This is a genomic window from Micrococcus sp. Alg238-R198, from assembly GCF_900537135.1.
In the GTDB taxonomy this organism is placed as follows: domain Bacteria; phylum Actinomycetota; class Actinomycetes; order Actinomycetales; family Micrococcaceae; genus Micrococcus; species Micrococcus luteus.
Genome location: NZ_UNRH01000003.1, coordinates 266,415 through 283,843 on the forward strand (window position 1 = coordinate 266,415; position 17,429 = coordinate 283,843).

The following is a 17,429-nucleotide window of genomic DNA, read 5'->3' on the forward strand; positions in this document are numbered from 1 at the left end:
CCCTCCGCTCTCTCGACCGTTGGAGAGTCTAGGAACCGCCGGGCACGGGCGGGCGCGATTCCGCTTCCGGCGTCAGGCCGCCAGGCGCAGGTAGTCCCGCCACGCTTCGGCGGGCCGCTCCAGCTCGCGGATCCGCCACTGGGCCCCGCGCGGGCGCACCGGCTCCACCCGCAGCCGCCAGCCCAGGGCCTCGAGCGAGCGGTCCGCCTTCGCCCCGTTGCAGCGCAGGCAGCAGGCCACGAGGTTCTCCCACGAGTTCTCGCCGCCCCGCGAGCGCGGCCGCACGTGGTCCACGGTGGTGGCGTGGGCGCCGCAGTAGGCGCAGCGGTGTCCGTCCCGGCGCAGCACGCCCTTGCGGGAGACCGGGGCCGCATCCGTGTGGGGCACCCGGATGTACTGGTGCAGCAGGATCACGAGGGGTCGGCCCCACGCGCGGGTGGGGCTGCGCATCGGGTCACCGGCGTCCTCGAGCACGCTCGCCTTGCCGGTGGCCACGAGCAGCAGCGCCCGGCGGTCGGAGACGACCGAGAGGGGTTCGTAGCCGGCGTTGAGGACGAGTGTGCGCATCGGGGGCCTCGGAAGCGTGGGGACACAGGGGCGTCGTGTCCCCACGCTAGACGCGGGTGCATCGGCGCGCCGCGTGTCGCCTGCGGCGGCGGAAGAGGTTCACCGGCCCGTCACCGGGCCATCACGCCCCCGTCACGCACGACGACGGCGCGCCGCGCCTCAGCCGTCGAGACGCTCGACCCACACGTGCGCGGCCGTGGCCTCGGCCAGCTCGAGGGCCCCGCCGTCCGCGGCCGCGCCGTCCTCCGCCTCGCCCTCGACCCGGATGTACCCGGCGTCGCGGGCGGCCTCGGCACGCACCACACGGCCGGGGGTCACGCCGGCGCCGGCCAGCTGGGCCAGCAGCTCGGGGTCGGTCTGCACGCCCTCGGCCAGCCCGCGGACGCGGAACCGGCCGGCGGTGGCGGCCTCCTCGGAGAGCCGGGCGCCCGCCAGGCCCATGTCGCGGCTCCAGTCCTCGGCGGAGGCCTGCTCGGGCCGGGGCGGGATCGGGGTGCCGTAGGGGGTCTCGGTGGGGTTCTCCAGGAGCGTGAGCAGGCGGCGCTCCACCTGGTCGCTCATCACGTGCTCCCAGCGGCAGGCCTCCTCGTGGACGAGCTCCCACTCGAGGCCGATCACGTCCGCGAGCAGGCGCTCGGCCAGGCGGTGCTTGCGCAGCACGGACACGGCCCGCTCGCGGCCCGCCACGGTCAGCTCCAGCCGACGGTCCGCGCCCACGTGCACCAGCCCGTCCCGCTCCATGCGGGCCACGGTCTGGGAGACGGTGGGGCCGGAGTGCTCCAGACGCTCGACGATGCGGGCGCGCAGCGGGGGGATGCCCTCCTCCTCGAGCTCGAGGATCGTGCGCAGGTACATCTCGGTGGTGTCGATCAGATCCGTCATGGCACGTCCTCTTCCCTCGGGCTCTTCGTCCCGGACATCCTAGCGAGGCGTGAGTCACGTGGACGGCCGGTGGTCCCGGGCGCGGGAGAATGGGCGCGACCCGCGACCCCGAAGCGTCAGGAGCACGCATGACCTCCCCCGCCGAGATCACCATCCCCCAGGACCTGCTGCCGGCCGACGGCCGCTTCGGCGCCGGCCCCTCCAAGGTCCGCCCCGAGCAGCTGAGCGCGCTCCAGGACGCAGCCGGGCTGCTCGGCACGTCGCACCGTCAGAAGCCGGTCAAGGACCTGGTGGCGAGCGTCCGGTCGGGCGTCGCCGAGCTGTTCTCGGCGCCGGAGGGCTACGAGGTGATCCTCGGCGTCGGCGGCTCCACCGCGTTCTGGGACGCGGCCGCCTTCAGCCTGGTCCGCGAGCGCGCCCAGCATCTGAGCTTCGGCGAGTTCGGCTCGAAGTTCGCCAAGGCCACCGACCAGGCGCCGTTCCTGGCGCCGTCGGACATCCGCACCTCCGAGCCGGGCACCCGCCCCGAGCCGGAGGCCGTGGCCGGGGTCGACGTGTACGCGTGGCCGCACAACGAGACCTCCACCGGCGTGATGGCGCCCGTCGTCCGCCCCGCGGGCATCGACGAGGACGCGCTGGTCGTCGTCGACGCCACCTCGGCCGCGGGCGGCCTGCCGGTGGACGTGTCCGAGGCGGACGTGTACTACTTCGCGCCGCAGAAGAACTTCGCGTCCGACGGCGGTCTGTGGCTCGCGCTGTTCTCCCCGCGGGCCCTGGCGCGGGTCGCGGAGATCAAGGAGTCCGGCCGCTGGATCCCGGCGTTCCTGGACCTGGCCACGGCCGTGGAGAACTCCCTCAAGGACCAGACCTACAACACGCCCGCGCTGGCCACGCTCGTCATGCTGGACGCGCAGCTGCGCTGGATGAACGGTCAGGGCGGGCTGGACGCGATGACCGCCCGCACCGCCGACTCCTCCTCGCGCGTGTACGCGTGGGCCGAGGCGTCGTCGTTCGCCACGCCCTTTGTGGCCCGGTCCGAGGACCGCTCCGCCGTGGTCTGCACCGTCGACTTCTCCGACGACGTCGACGCGGCGGCGGTCGCCCAGGCCCTGCGCGCGAACGGCGTGGTGGACGTGGAGCCCTATCGCAAGCTCGGCCGGAACCAGCTGCGGATCGCGACCTTCGCCGCGACCGAGCCCGAGGACGTCGCGGCGCTGCTGCGCTGCATCGACCACGTGGTCGAGCGCCTGGCCTGAGCCGTCCCCGGACGGGGACACGGGCCCGCGGGGGACTCCACCGCGGGCCCGTTGCGTGTCCGCCCCGGCGGGTCAGCCGGGGCGCGCCGTCTCAGCCGCGGTCGTCCGGCGCGGTCTCAGGCGCCGGGGCGCCGGGCACACGGCCCTCGGCCACGGCCTTGAGCCGCTCGCGCTCCTCCTCGTTCACGCGCTCGGCGTACGGCACCCACGGGGGCGCCACGAGCGCACCCTCCCCCGCCATGAGGCCGGTCTCGCACACGGTGACCTGCTTGGCGCGTGGGGCCCGGGCGATCGTCACGTACCAGAGCCAGCCCGCGTAGCCGGGCATGCGGCACGCGAAGCGGTGCGTCAGGAGCCGGTCGTCGTCCACGAGCACGTCCACGTGCTCCCCCACCTCGTCCGGGGCGGCCAGCCCGGCCAGCCCCGCGCGGGCGGCGTCCACGGCGGCGGCGAGCAGCTCGTCGCGGCGCGGGGCCCGGCGACGCGCGGGCGGCGCGGCCGTCCTCTCCTCGGCGGGCGCGGGCTCGGCGTCGGGGCTCCGGTGGTCGACGCGCGGGGCGTCGTCGTGGGTGGTCATGGCTCAGGCCTCCAGGTCGTCGGCGACACGGCGCAGCACCTGCGCCATCTTCTGCGCCTGGGCGCGCTGGGGGTAGCGGCCGCGGCGCAGGCCGTTGGAGGCCTGGTCCAGCCACGTGATGAGGTCCTCCATGAGGACGGCCATCTCGGTGGCGCCGGGTCGGTGGTTGCGGACCACCGAGGGCGCGGCGTCGAGCACGCGCAGCGAGAGCGCCTGCTTGCCGCGGCGGCCCTCGGCCACGCCGAACTCCACGCGGGTGCCTCCGCGCAGCTCGGTCACCCCGGCCGGCAGGGCCGAGGCGGGCACGTGGACCTCCTCACCCTCGTCCGTCTGGGCGAACCCGAAGCCCTTGGTCGAGTCGTAGAACTTGATGCGTCCGGTGGGCATGTGCGTCACCTGCTCCTCGTCATGTGGGTCCACCGCGTCGGGCCGGCGCCGCAGGGGCGGCCGTGCTCTCGTCTCGGGTCGGCGGGGTCCGGCACCGGCGTGGCGGTGCGCCGCGGCATCGGTGGGACCAGCCTGGCCGTGCGCCCGGAGGGGACGGCGGAGGACGTGGTCGTCAATGACCTCCCAGGATAGCCCGACTAGAGTGGCAGGCATGCCTCGGACCTCCACCCTCCCCGCCTCCGCGCCCGCCGCCGACCCCGCCGATCACCGGGGCGGTCGTGGCGTCGTCCTGGTGCTGGGCGTGGCCGTGACGGCGGTGTCCGCTCTGGCCCTGGTGGTCCTGCTGGTCGCGTACTTCCTGGCGTGGCCGGCGTCCCCGGCGCTGTTCGCGCTCGCGCTGTTCGGCCTGCCCGTCGGCTTCGGCCTGATGCTGCTGCACGTCGTGCTGGGTGCCGTCCGGCGCTCGCGCCCCTGAGCCGCCGGGCCGACGACGCCCCGCGACATCCAGCGCCCTTTCAGGGTGCTCCCAGGTCGGAGCGGTTGACTGGGTCCCATGCAGCCTCAGAACCCCGAAGCACGCCTCCTGGTGGTGGACGACGAGCCCAACATCCGCGAGCTGCTCTCCACATCCCTGCGCTACGCCGGCTTCGAGGTCACGGCCGCGGCCAACGGCCGGGAGGCCCTGGACGCCGCCGAGGAGTTCCAGCCGGACCTGGCCGTGCTGGACGTGATGCTCCCGGACATGGACGGCTTCACCGTGACCCGCCGCCTGCGCTCCGCCGGCCGTCACTTCCCCGTCGTGTTCCTCACCGCGCGGGACGGCACCGAGGACAAGATCACCGGCCTGACGGTCGGCGGCGACGACTACGTGACCAAGCCGTTCTCCCTCGACGAGGTGGTCGCCCGCATCCGCGCCGTGCTGCGCCGCACTGCCTCCCTCGACGACGACGCGGCGGTGCTGCGCGTGGACGACCTCGAGCTCGACGACGACGCGCACGAGGTCCGCCGCGGCGGCGAGGTCGTGGACCTCTCCCCCACCGAGTTCAAGCTGCTGCGCTACCTCATGATGAACCCGAACCGGGTGCTCTCGAAGGCCCAGATCCTGGACCACGTGTGGGAGTACGACTTCAACGGGGACGCCTCGATCGTCGAGTCCTACATCTCCTACCTGCGCCGCAAGATCGACGTCGGCGGCCGCGAGAAGATGATCCACACCAAGCGCGGCGTCGGCTACATGCTCCGCACCGCGGACAAGCGCTGACGTGCGTGCGCGGCTCGACGCCGCGGCGGCCCACGTCCGCCATCCGCGCGCCTGGCTGAGGGGCACGTGGCAGGGGCAGTCCCTGCGCACCAAGCTGGTCGTGATGATCGCGGCGCTCATGCTGGCCCTGGTCGCCGTCACCGCCCTGGCGACCGCTGCGCTGTTCCGCCAGGAGGCGGTGCGCCAGCTGGACGAGGACATGGCCGCCAACCGGGACACCGTCTCGATGTACCTGGCCAACGTCGCCCAGACCGGCGAGTACTACATGCCGCAGCTGCCCATCCTGCGCTTCTACGGCGTCGTGTGGGACAACGAGGGCGCGCGGGTCGTCCAGACCCCGGTGATGCCGGGTGCGGACGAGCCGGCCCTGCCGGACATCACCCCGGCCGAGGCCCTTGAGCGCGGCTCCGCCTCCTTCGAGGTGCCCGGCACACAGCCGGACTCGAGCGGCTGGCGCGTGCAGCTGTACGGGCTCAGCAGCGGCGACGGCACCATGGCCGTGGCCCTTCCCCTGCAGAGCGTGACCTCCTCCGTCGAGCGCGTCACCTCGATCGTCGTGACCATCGGCCTGCTCGCGACGGCGGGCACCGTGATCGTGGCCAACCTGGCGGTCCAGCGCGCGTTCCGCACCCTGAACCGCGTGGAGCGCACCGCCGCCAAGATCGCCGCCGGCGACCTGAGCCAGCGCGTGGAGAGCGCGGCGCCCGACACCGAGGTGGGCCGGCTCTCCCGCTCTCTCAACGCGATGCTCGCGCACATCGAGTCCGCGTTCCGGGACAAGGAGATCTCCGAGGACAAGATGCGCCGATTCGTGCAGGACGCCTCCCACGAGCTGCGCACCCCCCTGGTCACCATCCGCGGGTTCTCCGAGCTGTACCGGCACGGCGGGCTGCGCGAGGAGGAGGACGTCGCCGCCGCCATGCAGCGCATCGAGTCCGAGGCCACCCGCATGACCCGCCTCGTGGAGGACCTGCTCACCCTGGCCCGCCTCGACGAGCAGCGCCCCCTCGAGCACGCCCCGGTGGACCTGCTCATCCTCGCGATGGACTCCATGATGGACGCCTCCGTGAACGCCCCGGACCGCAAGGTCACCCTCGTGGGCCCCGACGGCGACCGGGCGGCCCCGGCGCCCATCCTCGGCGACGAGAACCGGATGCGCCAGGTGGTGGTGAACCTCATGGCCAACGCCCTGCGCTACACCCCCGCCGGCACCCCCATCGAGATCGCGGTCGGCACCGTCGACCACCTCGGCGGCCAGGCCGGGGCGGACGGCGCGGGCCGCAGCTCCGTGATCGAGATCCGTGACCACGGGCCGGGCGTGTCCGAGGAGGACCGCGCCCGCATCTTCGAGCGGTTCTACCGCGCGGACACCTCCCGGCACCGCGAGACGGGCGGCACGGGGCTCGGCCTGGCCATCGTCGCGGCGATCGTGGCCCAGCACGGCGGCTCCGTCCGGCTGCTGGAGACCGAGGGCGGCGGCGCCACCTTCTCCGTCCACCTGCCGTGGGCGCCGTTCGAGGACGAGGCGGACGAGGACGTCGAGGACGAGCGCCCGTCCGCACGGGACACCGACGACGACGCGGCCGGCCCACCCACCGGCCCTCTCGCCCAGACCGCGCCGTCGGGCGCCGGCGCCAGCGCCGCGGACGCCGCCCGGCGCAGCCGCCTGCTGCGGGCGGCGGAGCGGTTCCGTCGCGCCTCGGCCGAGCGCCGCCGCCGGGTGTCTGCTCCTGCACAGGCGCCTCAGGCCGACGCCCCGTCCCCAGGCGGGGACGACCCGGCGGCCGGGCGCGACGCGCGTCCCTAGCGTGGTGCCCGGCGGCACCCGCCGCCCATCAGCACTCATCAGAGGGGACAGTCACATGAGCATCGTGCAGATCGACGTCGAGGACCTGCGGGCCAAGAGCGGGGCGGTGGAGGGCTCCATCGGCCGCCTCCAGGCGGAGGTGAGCACCATGGAGGCCAACCTGCGCCAGCTGCAGGACACCTGGCGCGGCCAGGCGGCCGCGAACTTCCAGGGTGTGCTCACCGAGTGGCGCGCCACCCAGCAGCGCGTGGAGGAGTCCCTGGCGGGCATCCGCCGCGCGATGGACGCCGCCGCCACCCAGTACCAGGACGCGGAGACCGCCAACGCCGCGATGTTCCGGTTCTGAGCGCCCGGAACGGTCCGGGGTGCGGCCGGCCGGCCGCGCCCCGGTCCGTGCTTCCTAGAGTGGGGGCATGACCGTCCTGATCGACCCGCCCGCGTGGCCCGCCCACGGCACCGTGTTCTCCCACCTCGTCTCCGACGCCTCCCTCGAGGAGCTCCACGCGTTCGCGCGGGCGGCGGGGCTCTCGGAGCGGGCCTTCGACCGGGACCACTACGACGTGCCCGCGCACCGACGCGCCGAGCTCGTGGCCCGCGGGGCGGTGCCCGTCACCGGACGGGAGCTGGTGCGCCGCCTCGCCGCCTCGGGGCTGCGCGTGCCCGCCCGGAGCCGCGCCGAGAAGCGCGACGTCGTCCTCGCCCGGCGCTGGGCGCGGCTGTTCGAGGGCACGGCGGCGAGCCCGGACGCGGTGACGACGGCGGGACGCGACCTGCTGGCCCGCTGGACGGAGCCGCATCGGCACTACCACGACCCGGCCCACCTGCTCGCGGTGCTCGAGTCCGTGGACCTGCTCGAGCGGGCGGGGGCGAAGGCCGGGCCGGATCCGCGTGCGGTCCGCCTGGCCGCGTGGTTCCACGACGCCGTCTACGTCGGGGACCCCGCCGCGCCCGCCGGCCAGGACGAGGCGGACTCGGCCGCCCTGGCCCGGGACGTGCTCACCGACCCGCGGCTGGCGGTGCCGGCCGACGTCGTCGACGAGGTGGCGCGCCTCGTGTTGCTCACCGCCGCCCACGACCCCGCCCCGCACGACGCGGCCGGGGCGGTGCTCTCGGACGCGGACCTCGAGGTCCTCGGCCGCTCCCCCGAGGCCTACGCCCGCTACGTGGCCGCGGTCCGGCAGGACTACGCGCACGTGTCCGACGCGGACTGGGCCCGCGGTCGCGGCGCGGTGCTGGACGCCCTGCTGGACGCCGAGCGGCTGTATCGGACCGCGCCCGGCCGAACGCGCTGGGAGGCCGCCGCCCGCCGCAACCTGGCGGCGGAACGAGCCGCGCTGTCGGCCTGAGCGGGGCGCCCCGGTGCCGGCCCCGGACGCGGCGAGGCCCGCCTCCCCGGACGGGGAGACGGGCCTCGCTGGCTGGGCGCCCGAACGGGCCGGGCCGGCTCAGCGGCTGATCACATCATGCCGCCCATGCCGCCCATCGGGTCCATGCCCTCGGCGCCGGCGGCGGCCTTCTCGGGCTTGTCCGCGACGACGGCCTCGGTGGTCAGGAACAGGCCCGCGATGGACGCGGCGTTCTGCAGGGCCGAGCGGGTCACCTTCACCGGGTCGTTGATGCCGGCGGCCAGCAGGTCCTCGTACTCGCCGGTGGCGGCGTTCAGGCCGTGACCGTCGTCGAGGGTCTTGACCTTGTCCGCCACGACGCCGGGCTCCAGGCCGGCGTTGAAGGCGATCTGCTTCAGCGGGGCCTCGATGGCGACCTTCACGATGTTCGCGCCGGTGGCCTCGTCGCCCTCGAGCTGCAGGCCGCCGAACGCCTTGGCGCCGGCCTGGATCAGGGCCACGCCGCCGCCGGCGACGATGCCCTCCTCCACGGCGGCCTTGGCGTTGCGCACGGCGTCCTCGATGCGGTGCTTACGCTCCTTGAGCTCCACCTCGGTGGCCGCGCCGGCCTTGATGACGGCCACGCCGCCGGCCAGCTTGGCGAGGCGCTCCTGCAGCTTCTCGCGATCGTAGTCCGAGTCGGTGTTCTCGATCTCGGAGCGGATCTGGGCCACGCGGCCGGCGATCTGCTCGGCGTCGCCGCCACCCTCCACGATGGTGGTCTCGTCCTTGGTGACGACCACCTTGCGGGCGGTGCCCAGCAGGTCGAGGGTCGCGTTCTCCAGGGACAGGCCCACCTCGGAGGAGATGACCTGGCCGCCGGTGAGGATGGCGATGTCGGCGAGCATGGCCTTGCGGCGGTCACCGAAGCCCGGGGCCTTCACGGCCACGGACTTGAAGGTGCCGCGGATCTTGTTGACCACGAGGGTGGCCAGGGCCTCGCCCTCGACGTCTTCGGCGATGATCAGCAGCGGCTTGCCCGACTGCATGACCTTCTCGAGGATCGCCACCATGTCCTTCACGGAGGAGATCTTCGAGTTGACGATGAGGATGTAGGGATCCTCGAGGACGGCCTCCTGGCGGTCCGCGTCGGTCACGAAGTAACCGGAGATGTAGCCCTTGTCGAAGCGCATGCCCTCGGTGAGCTCGAGCTCGAGGCCGAAGGTGTTGGACTCCTCGACGGTGATGACGCCCTCCTTGCCGACCTTGTCCAGGGCCTCGGCGATGAGGGAGCCGATCTGCTTGTCCGCGGCGGAGATCGAGGCGGTGGCCGCGATCTGGTCCTTGGTCTCGATCTCGCGGGAGGCGGAGAGCAGCTCGGAGGTGACGGCCTCCACGGCCTTCTCGATGCCGCGCTTCAGGGACAGCGGGTCGGCGCCCGCGGCCACGTTGCGCAGGCCCTCGCGGACCAGCGCCTGGGCCAGCACGGTGGCGGTGGTGGTGCCGTCGCCGGCGACGTCGTCGGTCTTCTTGGCGACCTCCTTGACGAGCTCCGCGCCGATCTTCTCGTACGGGTCCTCGAGCTCGATCTCCTTGGCGATGGAGACGCCGTCGTTGGTGATGGTGGGGGCGCCCCACTTCTTCTCCAGCACCACGTTGCGGCCGCGGGGGCCGAGGGTCACCTTCACGGCGTCGGCCAGGGTGTTCAGGCCCTTCTCCAGGCCGCGGCGGGCCTCTTCGTCGAATGCGATGGTCTTGGCCATGTGCAGGTCCTTTCTGGACGTCGGCTTCCTACTTCTGGTGGCTGACCCGCGCCGATGCCCGCGACGGACGGCCCCTGGGGGCCTCATCGGTGGACAGGTCCTCCTCCACGGCGCCGGACCGACCGGGGTACGGCTGGCAGTCGCGCCTTCGGAGTGCTAACCCCATTATGAGCACTCGCACCGGGAGAGTGCAAAGGGTCCGCGGTGCGGGAGCCCGCTCTTCCGCGGACGGCGGACGGCCCCCGGCAGAACGCCTCGGGAGGCGCCCCGCCGGGGGGCCGGGAAGGGTGCGCGTCCGGCACGGCCGCACGGCGGGCGGGTCAGCCGGTGACGACCACCGCGACGCCGTTCACCTGCAGGTTCGGGGTCTGCATGACCGGGAAGCCGAGCTCCTTGCCGACCGCCTCGGCGGCGGCCTTGTTGGCCGAGCCGTTGTACAGGACGGTGGAGGACTGGATGCCGTAGCCGCTCCAGTTCTTCGCGTCCACCGAGGTGTAGCCGGCGCTCGTGAGCCGCTGCGCGTAGGAGGCGGCGAGGCCCTGGGAGCGGGTCGCGTTGTACACGGTGACGTGGGTGCCGCGCACGGCCGCGGACTGCGCGGCCGCACGAGAGCTCGACGCGGCCGCAGACTGCGCGGCCGCACGGGAGCTCGACGCGGCCGCGGACTGCGAGCGCGAGGCCTCCGCCGCGGCGGCCGAACGGGACGCGGCGGCGCGCGAGGACTCCGCCGCCTGGACGGCCGCCGCCGACCGGGACGCCTCTGCGGACTGCGCGGCGGCCTCGGAACGCGAGGCCTCCGCCGCCTGTGCCTCGGCGGCGGCACGGGACGACTCAGCGGCCTCCGCGGCGGCACGGGACGACTCGGCGGCCCGGGACGACTCGGCGGCTTCTGCGGCGGCCGCCTCCTGCGCCACCCGCGAGGACTCAGCCGCGGCCGCAGCCGCGGAACGGGACGCCTCCGCCGTGTCCTCGGACGGGGTGGCGGACTCGGTCGCGGATGCAGTCGACGCCGACGCGGAGGACGCCGAGGAGGACTCGGACGACGCCGACGTCGACGTCGACGGCGACGGCTCGACCGCCGGGGCCGTCGTCGAGCTCTCGGCGGCGACGGGCTCGGAGCGGTCGCCGGTGAGCCACGGCAGGACGACGCCCACGAACAGGCCGGCGAGCAGGACGAGGCCGGCCACCCAGAGCAGCGGGCTCAGGCGGCGACCCCCGCCCGCGGCGGTCGCGCCGGCAGCGGCGAAGGACTCGCGGTGCGCGCCGCGCTGGTCCGTGTACTCGGGGACCTCGTCGAAGCGGTCGGGCTGGTAGGCCATGGGTCAGTTCTCCTGGCGGGAAGCGGGCGTGGACGGCGCCGGATCCGCGGGTCCCCTCCGGGCCCGGCTGCGGGTGCCGCGCTTGCGCAGCAGCCGCGTGACCAGCAGGGGTCGGTAGGCCAGGGCGGCCTCACGGTCCAGCAATCCGTTCAACACCTGATAATAGGCGGTCGGAGGCAGCCCCAGACGCTCTCGGACGGCGTGGTCCTTGGCCCCGCCGTACCGCCAGGTGGCGGCCTCCAGGTCCAGGACCGCACGCTCCAGGTCCGTCAGCTCGTCCCGTCGCGCCCGCGCGCGGGCACCCTCGTCCGGGGCCGGATCGGGCGAGACGGGCGTGGGGTGGGACATGGCGGCCACTGTACCCACCCGGTCTACTCTCGGGGCATGGAGTTCATCGCGCCCCTGGATCCGGGCTGGGAGGCGGCCCTCGCCCCGCAGGCCGCCGCGTTCGAGCAGGTCGGCGAGGCCCTGCGTGCCCGCCGGGCGGCCGGAGAGCAGGTGCTGCCGGCGCCGGAGCACATCCTGCGGGCGTTCCGTCAGCCGTTCGCGGACGTCCGCGTCCTCGTGCTGGGCCAGGACCCCTACCCGACGCCGGGCCATCCGATCGGCCTGAGCTTCGCGGTGGACCGCCACGTGCGGCCGCTGCCCCGCTCCCTGGCCAACATCCACCGGGAGCTGCACGACGACCTCGGCATCACCCCGCCCGCCCACGGCGACCTCTCCGCGTGGACGGACCAGGGCGTGCTGCTGCTGAACCGCGCCCTCAGCGTGCGGGCCGGCGCACCCGGCAGCCACCGCGGCCTCGGCTGGGAGCAGATCACGGAGGCCGCGGTGCGGGCCCTCTGCGCGCGCGGCACCCCGCTCGTGGGGCTGCTGTGGGGAGCCGACGCGCGGCGCATGGCGCCGCTGCTGGCGGCGGCGGGGGCCGGCGTCGTGGAGTCCCCGCATCCCTCTCCCCTGAGCGCCCACCGCGGGTTCTTCGGCTCCCGGCCCTTCAGCCGGGTGAACCGGCTCCTCGAGGCGGCCGGCGCGGCGCCGGTGGACTGGCGCCTGCCCGACTGAGCCGAGCCGCCGGTCAGCGGCGCTGGTGCATCACGAGTTCGGTGGGCAGCAGCGTGCCCATCCGGTCGGTGATCGGCTTGGCCAGGGTGTTGCCGAAGGCGACGCCGGCCGCGATCGCCACGACGATGACCGCGGCGTTGAACAGTCCCTCGACGCCCAGCAGCGTGGCCCCGGTCTCCACGGTGAACCCGTAGACGGACCGGAACATGGTGAGTCCGGGAAGCAGGAACAGCATGGACGGCAGGACGATCACGAGCGCCGGGGCTGCGAGCCGCTGGGCCACCAGGCGGCCGAGGAACCCGACCGCCGCCGCGGCGACCGCGGGCACCAGCCGGTCGCTGACCCCGATCTGCTGCGCCGCCAGGTACGCGCCGAAGCCGGCCCCGGACACGAGACCGCAGGCCAGGATCTGGGGCCACCGCGACTGCTCCACCACCGCGTCCGCCATGCCCGCGGCCATCACGAGGCCCAGCAGCAGCAGCGGCGGATAGCTCAGCGTCCCCGCCTCGGCCAGGTCCAGCTGTTCGAATCCCAGGAGATCCCCGATGCCCACGGCGATCATGATCCCGGCCATCACGCCGGCGAACACGAGCAGCGCGGAGAGGAAGCGGCCCGCGGCGGTCACCGGGAAGCCGTGGATGGCGTCCTGCACCGCGGTGACGAACCTCGCCGTGGGCAGGAGCATCATGATGCCGCCGGCGATCACCAGCGCCGGGTTGACCGGCAGGTCGAGGGCGTGGGCCATCAGCGCGATCACCGTGGCCGTGATCGCCCCGAACATCGTGGAGAAGATCTCCGGGAAGCGCGCCTTGTCCGCCTGGACCTTGAGCCAGAAGACCAGCCAGGTGGAGACCATGCCCAGGGCCGCGCTCGTCCAGGTCCCCCCGATGAACGGCACGAAGCAGGCCACGAACACGCCGGAGAAGAGGACCTCGAAGACGGCGGGGAACGGCTTGGGCTGATGCCGGATCTCCACGAGCCGGCGCTGGGCCTCGGCCCGGTCCACCTCGCCCGCGGCGATCTCCTCGACGAGCCGGTGGACGGCCACGAGCCCCTCGAAGTTCACCGAGGACGAGCGGACCACCCGCTGGAGGGTGAACGGGGTCTCACCGCGTGAGGAGTCGGGCGCGTAGTTCAGGGAGATGGACTGGTTGGTCAGGTCCACCTCGGTCTCGAGGATCCCGTAGGCCTGCGTGGCCACGATGATCGAGGTCTCCACGTCCAGCGAGGCCGCGCCGAAGCTGAACATCGTCTCGCCCAGCTTGAGCGCGAAGTCCAGGGTGGTGCGGGCCTCGAGGGCCTGCGCCTCCGCGCGGCGCTGCTGCAGCGTGGAGCGCATGCGGCGCCCGTACGGCGAGGAGTGCAGGCGGTCGGCCAGCACGAGCGCCTGCGTCGGCAGGTTCTCGACGAAGACCTCGCGGGAGCGCCGGCCGCGCCGACGCCCGCGCTTCTCGGGCGGGCCCACGGGGACCACCGGGTCCGGGACGGTGACGTCCGGCTCGGGGATCACATCCGGGGCGGGCAGGGCGCCGTCGGCCTCCGCGGGCGCCAGGACGGAGGTGGGCACCTGCTCGGACGGCGGCGGCTCGGTCAGGGGCGCGTCCGCGGCCGGCTCCGGCAGCGTCTCCGCCTCCGGCTCGGCCGATTCCTCCGGCTCCGGCGCCGGCGTCGAGACCGGATCGGCGGCGGCGGGGCGGACCACGGGCGGCAGCGGCTCCGTCGGCTCGACGGCGACCGCGGCCGGGTGGGCCGACTCCGCCGGGTCGAGGTCGAGCAGGCCGGGGTCCTCCGGGTCGAGCGTGAGGTCGCCGACAGCGGCGGCGTCCTCGGCGCCGGCCGGGCGCAGCACGGGGATGAGCGTGGGGACGGCCGGGGGCTCCGCGATGCGGGGGTCGAACCGCGCCGGCTCCTGGGTGCCCTCCTGCTCCATGCGGCTCACCCTCTCCTTCCGTGTGCGGGCGCTGGACGCGCCACGGCGGTGGGCCGAGCCCCCCGCCGACGCGTCCATCCAACCACGCCGGCACCTCCCCCGCCGGGGCCGTCGGCACCGCGGCCCGGGGACGCGAAAGGGCCCTCCCGGAGGAGGGCCCTGCTGCGGTGGATCTTACTGGACTCGAACCAGCGACCTCTCGCGTGTGAAGCGAACGCTCTAACCAACTGAGCTAAAGATCCGGGCGTCGCCCCATGGGGGTGACAACTCGAAAAACGATACCTCAGGCGGCGCCGCCTGTCCACCCGGGCGACGGCCACCCCGCGCACGGCGGAGCGGCCATCGAGAGCCGACGAGCACGTCAGGCGTCGGTCAGCGTGGCGCCGGGCTCGAAACCGCCCTGGGCGACCAACGAGGTCCCGGCGCCCGGGGCGGGCTCCGGTCAGGAGCTGCCACCGAGGGAGGAGACCGCCCTGGCGGCGTCCGCCAGGCCGGCGCCGCAGCCCGCGGAGCAGGACACGGGCATGGACCGGGCCGTGGACCTGAGGGTGGACTCGACCTGGGCCGGGGTGAGGCTCGGCCGCTCGGCCAGCAGCAGGGCGGCCAGGCCCGCGACGTGCGGGGTGGCCATCGAGGTGCCGTTGTAGGCGGCGTGGCCGGCCGTCGTCGGGGTGGTGGCGCCGTTGTTCACGGTCGAGATGATGTTCGCGCCCGGGGCGGTCACGTCCACGGCGGAGCCGTAGTTCGAGAACGAGGCGCGGGCGCCCTGCGAGGTGGAGGCGGCCACCACGATGGTGTTCCGGCAGTTGGCCGGGCGCACGTTGGCGGCGGGCTGGTTCTCGTTGCCCGCCGCCACGACGACGGGCACGCCGCGGGAGACGGCCGCGTTGATCGCGTTCTGGTAGGTGGTGCCGCACGTGCCGGAGCCGCCGAGGGACATGTTGATGACGTCCGCCGGGTTCGGGTTGGCCGGCACGCCCGCCACGGTGCCGCCGGCGGCCCACACGACCGCGTCGGCGATGTCGGACAGCGAACCGCCGCACTTGCCGAGCACGCGGATGGGCTGGATCTTCGCGTTCGGGGCCACGCCGACGACACCCTGGGAGTCGGCCACGGCCGCGACGGTGCCCGCCACGTGGGTGCCGTGCCACGAGGAGTCGGAGGCACCGGCGGTGCCGCACTCGCCAGCGGCGTACCAGTCGCCCTCGTCGCGCGGGTTGGAGTCGCGGCCCCCGCCGTCGCGCGCCGCCCTGCCGTCGGAGATGAAGTCGTAGCCGGGCACGACGTTGCGGTCGAGGTCCGGGTGGGAGGTGATGCCGGTGTCGATGACGGCCACGGTCGCACCGGAGCCCGTCGTGCGGTCCCACGCCCCGGGGACCCGCATGCCGTGGGTGCCGGTGAAGCCCCACTGCTGAGAGTAGAGGGCGTCCACGGGGCTCAGGCCGGTGGCGGTGAGGATGGCGTCCGGCTCCACGGCCTCGACCGCCCCGGAGGCCTTCAGGTCGGCCATGAACTTCGCGGACTCGGCCTGGTCCAGCTTGCGGTCCGCCTTGACCACGCGGGAGCCGAGCGCGGTCTCACGCAGCTCCTTCACGGAGACGCCGGCCTCCTTCGCGGCCTTGCCCCAGGCGTTGGCTCGGCCCTTCGCGTGGGCGGTGGCGGCGGTCTCCTTGTAGGTGACGATGAAGGAGTCGTAGCCGTCGGCGTTCGGGTCCTCGACCTGCGCCGCCGCCAGGGGCGAGGCGGCGGTCGGGGTGGCTGCCGGTGCGGCGGGGGCGTCGCCGGAGGGGGCCGCGAGCGCGGGGGACGAGGTCAGGGTCCCGCCGGCGAGGACGGCGCCGGCCACGAGGGCGCCGATGCGGCGGCGGGTGCTGCGGGGTGGGGAGGACTGCACGGGATCTCCTCGGAGTTCTGGGCCACCGGACGCGGGCGCCCGAGGGGCTCGGGCCGGGGTGGCTGGGATCACGGTAAGGTCACGATTCCGTCACGACGAGGCCCAGGGTCGAAGTCTGGCGGATGGTCGAGGCATCTCTGGCGGATCCGCCAGCCGAGCCTGGCGGATGGCCGCGGGCGCGCACAGCGGCGCCCCAGCGTCGGCCCGCGCCGGACACGACGACGGCGCCGCGCCCTCCCGGCGGAGGTGCGCGGCGCCGTCGGGCCCGCGGTGGGGTGGAGCCCCCTGCCGGATTCGAACCGGCGACCTGCTGTTTACAAGGCAGCTGCTCTGGCCAGCTGAGCTAAGGAGGCCTGCGGCCGGCGCCCGGGGCGCCGCGGCCGACCCTTCCAGCGTACAAGGCCCGGGCGGGGGGCGCGGGGCGCCCCCTGCGTGGGGACGCCCCGCGGACCTCGGCGACGGGTCAGCCGGGTCAGCCGGCGATCTTGGCGCCCGCCCAATCGGCGAAGGTCTTGTCCTCGCCGTCGAGGGCCCAGTTCTTCCCGTCCACGAACACGGTGGGGGTGCCGGCCACGCCGGCGACGCGCGCCTGGCGGGTGGTGTGCTCGACCGCGGAGCGGAACGTGCCGTCCTCGACGCAGGAGGCGATGTCCGCGCCGTGCTCCTGCGCGAGCTGCGTGATCGCCGCGTTGTCCAGGCCCTTGCCCTGGTGCTCGTCGTAGGTGGCGAACAGGGCGGCCACGAAGCCGTTGTAGGCCTCGGGCTTCTGGTCCGCCACGCAGTACGCGGCGTTGGCGGCGCGGGCCGAGTAGTTCTGGTTGTTCGGGGCGCTCAGGTAGTCCACCATCCGGTACTCGACCGTGGCCTCGCCCTGTTCGAGCCACTGCTCGATCTGGTCCGCGTTGGAGGTCTCGAAGTCCGCGCAGTGCACGCAGTTGAAGTCCGCGTAGAGCACGATCCGCGTCGGCTCGCCGTCCGCCCGGGCCTCGGTGTCCGGCAGGGTCTCGGGCTGGGAGCTCGCGGACTGCTTCGGCACCTCGATCCTCGAGGGGTCGACCTCGCGTTCTCCCGCGCCCTCCGCCAGGCCCGTGGCCGAGGTCAACTCGATGCCGCCCTGCTCGTTCGCCACGGCGGGGATGGGGCCGGCGGCCGCGGCGTCGTCGCCGTTGCGGTTGAGCACGAACGCGACGACGAGGCCGATCACGAGCACCGCCGCAAGGACCGAGCCCCAGATGACGCCGGTGCGGCGGCGGCGGTCCTTCCTGCGCTGCTCCTCCTGGATCTGGCGGGCACGCGCACGGGCGTCCTTCGCCGAGGTGTGCGAGCCTGACGTGTTCCGGGCCAAGGGTCCTCCTCGTGGGGCAGTCGGTCCGGGTCGAGCACCGGAGCCGGCGGGCGG

17 protein-coding genes and 2 tRNA genes are annotated in these 17,429 nt (G+C 74.3%); 7 read left to right on the forward strand and 12 right to left on the reverse strand.

Translation table 11 applies throughout. From position 1 onward, the window contains the following. Positions 1-72: 72 nt before the first annotated feature. The gene (locus G6R13_RS04845) at positions 73-567 is read right to left on the reverse strand and encodes an HNH endonuclease (RefSeq protein ID WP_020628346.1); all 495 of its coding nucleotides are present in this window, start codon (positions 565-567) and stop codon (positions 73-75) included. Positions 568-726: 159 nt separating this feature from the next. Continuing rightward, on the reverse strand, positions 727-1,449 hold the full coding sequence (locus G6R13_RS04850) for a metal-dependent transcriptional regulator (protein WP_020628347.1): 723 nt from the start codon (positions 1,447-1,449) through the stop codon (positions 727-729). Positions 1,450-1,577: 128 nt separating this feature from the next. On the opposite strand from G6R13_RS04850, the gene serC reads away from it, so the two are divergent. After that, positions 1,578-2,705, forward strand: coding sequence for a phosphoserine transaminase (gene serC / locus G6R13_RS04855; protein WP_020628348.1), 1,128 nt, complete (start codon positions 1,578-1,580; stop codon positions 2,703-2,705). 91 nt (positions 2,706-2,796) lie between these two features. Here the strand turns inward: serC and G6R13_RS04860 are convergent, their stop codons facing one another. Next, positions 2,797-3,282 carry a DUF3027 domain-containing protein gene (locus G6R13_RS04860; protein ID WP_101967277.1) on the reverse strand — a complete coding sequence of 162 codons (486 nt, stop codon included), beginning with the start codon at positions 3,280-3,282 and terminating at the stop codon, positions 2,797-2,799. 3 nt (positions 3,283-3,285) lie between these two features. Continuing rightward, entirely contained in the window at positions 3,286-3,669 is a 384-nt protein-coding gene (locus tag G6R13_RS04865; protein WP_010079414.1) for a cold shock domain-containing protein, read from the reverse strand. A 211-nt stretch (positions 3,670-3,880) separates the two neighbouring features. Between G6R13_RS04865 and G6R13_RS04875 the strand changes: the two genes are divergently transcribed. The 5 genes from G6R13_RS04875 to G6R13_RS04895 all read left to right on the forward strand — a co-directional run bounded on the left by G6R13_RS04875 (position 3,881) and on the right by G6R13_RS04895 (position 8,083). Continuing rightward, positions 3,881-4,144 carry a hypothetical protein gene (locus tag G6R13_RS04875; RefSeq protein ID WP_010079416.1) on the forward strand — a complete coding sequence of 88 codons (264 nt, stop codon included), beginning with the start codon at positions 3,881-3,883 and terminating at the stop codon, positions 4,142-4,144. A 78-nt stretch (positions 4,145-4,222) separates the two neighbouring features. Further along, positions 4,223-4,930: a response regulator transcription factor gene (locus tag G6R13_RS04880; protein ID WP_063190189.1), complete on the forward strand. Its 708-nt coding sequence runs from the start codon at positions 4,223-4,225 to the stop codon at positions 4,928-4,930. Between the two features lies 1 nt (position 4,931). Continuing rightward, positions 4,932-6,737: a HAMP domain-containing sensor histidine kinase gene (locus G6R13_RS04885; protein WP_101967276.1), complete on the forward strand. Its 1,806-nt coding sequence runs from the start codon at positions 4,932-4,934 to the stop codon at positions 6,735-6,737. A 55-nt stretch (positions 6,738-6,792) separates the two neighbouring features. Further along, positions 6,793-7,083 (forward strand): WXG100 family type VII secretion target, encoded by a 291-nt coding sequence (locus G6R13_RS04890; protein WP_010079419.1) that lies wholly within the window; start codon positions 6,793-6,795, stop codon positions 7,081-7,083. Between the two features lie 67 nt (positions 7,084-7,150). Beyond that, a complete protein-coding gene (locus G6R13_RS04895; protein WP_101967275.1) occupies positions 7,151-8,083 on the forward strand; it encodes a DUF4031 domain-containing protein in 933 nt (310 codons plus the stop codon). A 110-nt stretch (positions 8,084-8,193) separates the two neighbouring features. On the opposite strand, the gene groL is transcribed toward G6R13_RS04895, so the two are convergent. The 3 genes from groL to G6R13_RS04910 all read right to left on the reverse strand — a co-directional run bounded on the left by groL (position 8,194) and on the right by G6R13_RS04910 (position 11,492). Beyond that, positions 8,194-9,825 carry a chaperonin GroEL gene (gene groL, locus G6R13_RS04900; RefSeq protein WP_036315916.1) on the reverse strand — a complete coding sequence of 544 codons (1,632 nt, stop codon included), beginning with the start codon at positions 9,823-9,825 and terminating at the stop codon, positions 8,194-8,196. A 320-nt stretch (positions 9,826-10,145) separates the two neighbouring features. Continuing rightward, on the reverse strand, positions 10,146-11,144 hold the full coding sequence (locus tag G6R13_RS04905) for a LytR C-terminal domain-containing protein (protein ID WP_101967274.1): 999 nt from the start codon (positions 11,142-11,144) through the stop codon (positions 10,146-10,148). Between the two features lie 3 nt (positions 11,145-11,147). Then, a complete protein-coding gene (locus G6R13_RS04910) occupies positions 11,148-11,492 on the reverse strand; it encodes a DUF3263 domain-containing protein (protein WP_152743975.1) in 345 nt (114 codons plus the stop codon). Between the two features lie 36 nt (positions 11,493-11,528). Between G6R13_RS04910 and G6R13_RS04915 the strand changes: the two genes are divergently transcribed. After that, complete coding sequence (locus tag G6R13_RS04915) at positions 11,529-12,206, forward strand: uracil-DNA glycosylase (protein ID WP_101967273.1); 678 nt, start codon at positions 11,529-11,531, stop codon at positions 12,204-12,206. 13 nt (positions 12,207-12,219) lie between these two features. Here G6R13_RS04915 and G6R13_RS04920 read toward each other — a convergent pair whose 3' ends face one another. The 5 genes from G6R13_RS04920 to G6R13_RS04940 form a co-directional block, all read right to left on the reverse strand. After that, positions 12,220-14,136 carry a threonine/serine exporter family protein gene (locus G6R13_RS04920; RefSeq protein WP_101967272.1) on the reverse strand — a complete coding sequence of 639 codons (1,917 nt, stop codon included), beginning with the start codon at positions 14,134-14,136 and terminating at the stop codon, positions 12,220-12,222. A 168-nt stretch (positions 14,137-14,304) separates the two neighbouring features. Beyond that, positions 14,305-14,378: transfer RNA gene (locus G6R13_RS04925), tRNA-Val, on the reverse strand. A gap of 200 nt (positions 14,379-14,578) precedes the next feature. Further along, a complete protein-coding gene (locus G6R13_RS04930; RefSeq protein ID WP_240335705.1) occupies positions 14,579-16,030 on the reverse strand; it encodes a S8 family peptidase in 1,452 nt (483 codons plus the stop codon). A gap of 276 nt (positions 16,031-16,306) precedes the next feature. After that, positions 16,307-16,383: transfer RNA gene (locus G6R13_RS04935), tRNA-Thr, on the reverse strand. A 119-nt stretch (positions 16,384-16,502) separates the two neighbouring features. Beyond that, positions 16,503-17,375 (reverse strand): thioredoxin domain-containing protein, encoded by an 873-nt coding sequence (locus tag G6R13_RS04940; protein ID WP_163721140.1) that lies wholly within the window; start codon positions 17,373-17,375, stop codon positions 16,503-16,505. Between the last annotated feature and the right edge of the window lie 54 nt (positions 17,376-17,429).

What these genes read in the sequence shown, in the direction of transcription:
- serC (WP_020628348.1), top strand. Translation starts at nt 1,578, where the DNA reads ATGACCTCCCCCGCCGAGATCACCATCCCCCAGGACCTGCTGCCGGCC.
- G6R13_RS04920 (WP_101967272.1), bottom strand. Translation starts at nt 14,136, where the DNA reads ATGGAGCAGGAGGGCACCCAGGAGCCGGCGCGGTTCGACCCCCGCATC.
- G6R13_RS04910 (WP_152743975.1), bottom strand. Translation starts at nt 11,492, where the DNA reads ATGTCCCACCCCACGCCCGTCTCGCCCGATCCGGCCCCGGACGAGGGT.
- groL (WP_036315916.1), bottom strand. Translation starts at nt 9,825, where the DNA reads ATGGCCAAGACCATCGCATTCGACGAAGAGGCCCGCCGCGGCCTGGAG.
- G6R13_RS04895 (WP_101967275.1), top strand. Translation starts at nt 7,151, where the DNA reads ATGACCGTCCTGATCGACCCGCCCGCGTGGCCCGCCCACGGCACCGTG.
- G6R13_RS04860 (WP_101967277.1), bottom strand. Translation starts at nt 3,282, where the DNA reads ATGACCACCCACGACGACGCCCCGCGCGTCGACCACCGGAGCCCCGAC.
- G6R13_RS04875 (WP_010079416.1), top strand. Translation starts at nt 3,881, where the DNA reads ATGCCTCGGACCTCCACCCTCCCCGCCTCCGCGCCCGCCGCCGACCCC.
- G6R13_RS04905 (WP_101967274.1), bottom strand. Translation starts at nt 11,144, where the DNA reads ATGGCCTACCAGCCCGACCGCTTCGACGAGGTCCCCGAGTACACGGAC.
- G6R13_RS04865 (WP_010079414.1), bottom strand. Translation starts at nt 3,669, where the DNA reads ATGCCCACCGGACGCATCAAGTTCTACGACTCGACCAAGGGCTTCGGG.
- G6R13_RS04880 (WP_063190189.1), top strand. Translation starts at nt 4,223, where the DNA reads ATGCAGCCTCAGAACCCCGAAGCACGCCTCCTGGTGGTGGACGACGAG.
- G6R13_RS04890 (WP_010079419.1), top strand. Translation starts at nt 6,793, where the DNA reads ATGAGCATCGTGCAGATCGACGTCGAGGACCTGCGGGCCAAGAGCGGG.
- G6R13_RS04845 (WP_020628346.1), bottom strand. Translation starts at nt 567, where the DNA reads ATGCGCACACTCGTCCTCAACGCCGGCTACGAACCCCTCTCGGTCGTC.
- G6R13_RS04850 (WP_020628347.1), bottom strand. Translation starts at nt 1,449, where the DNA reads ATGACGGATCTGATCGACACCACCGAGATGTACCTGCGCACGATCCTC.
- G6R13_RS04915 (WP_101967273.1), top strand. Translation starts at nt 11,529, where the DNA reads ATGGAGTTCATCGCGCCCCTGGATCCGGGCTGGGAGGCGGCCCTCGCC.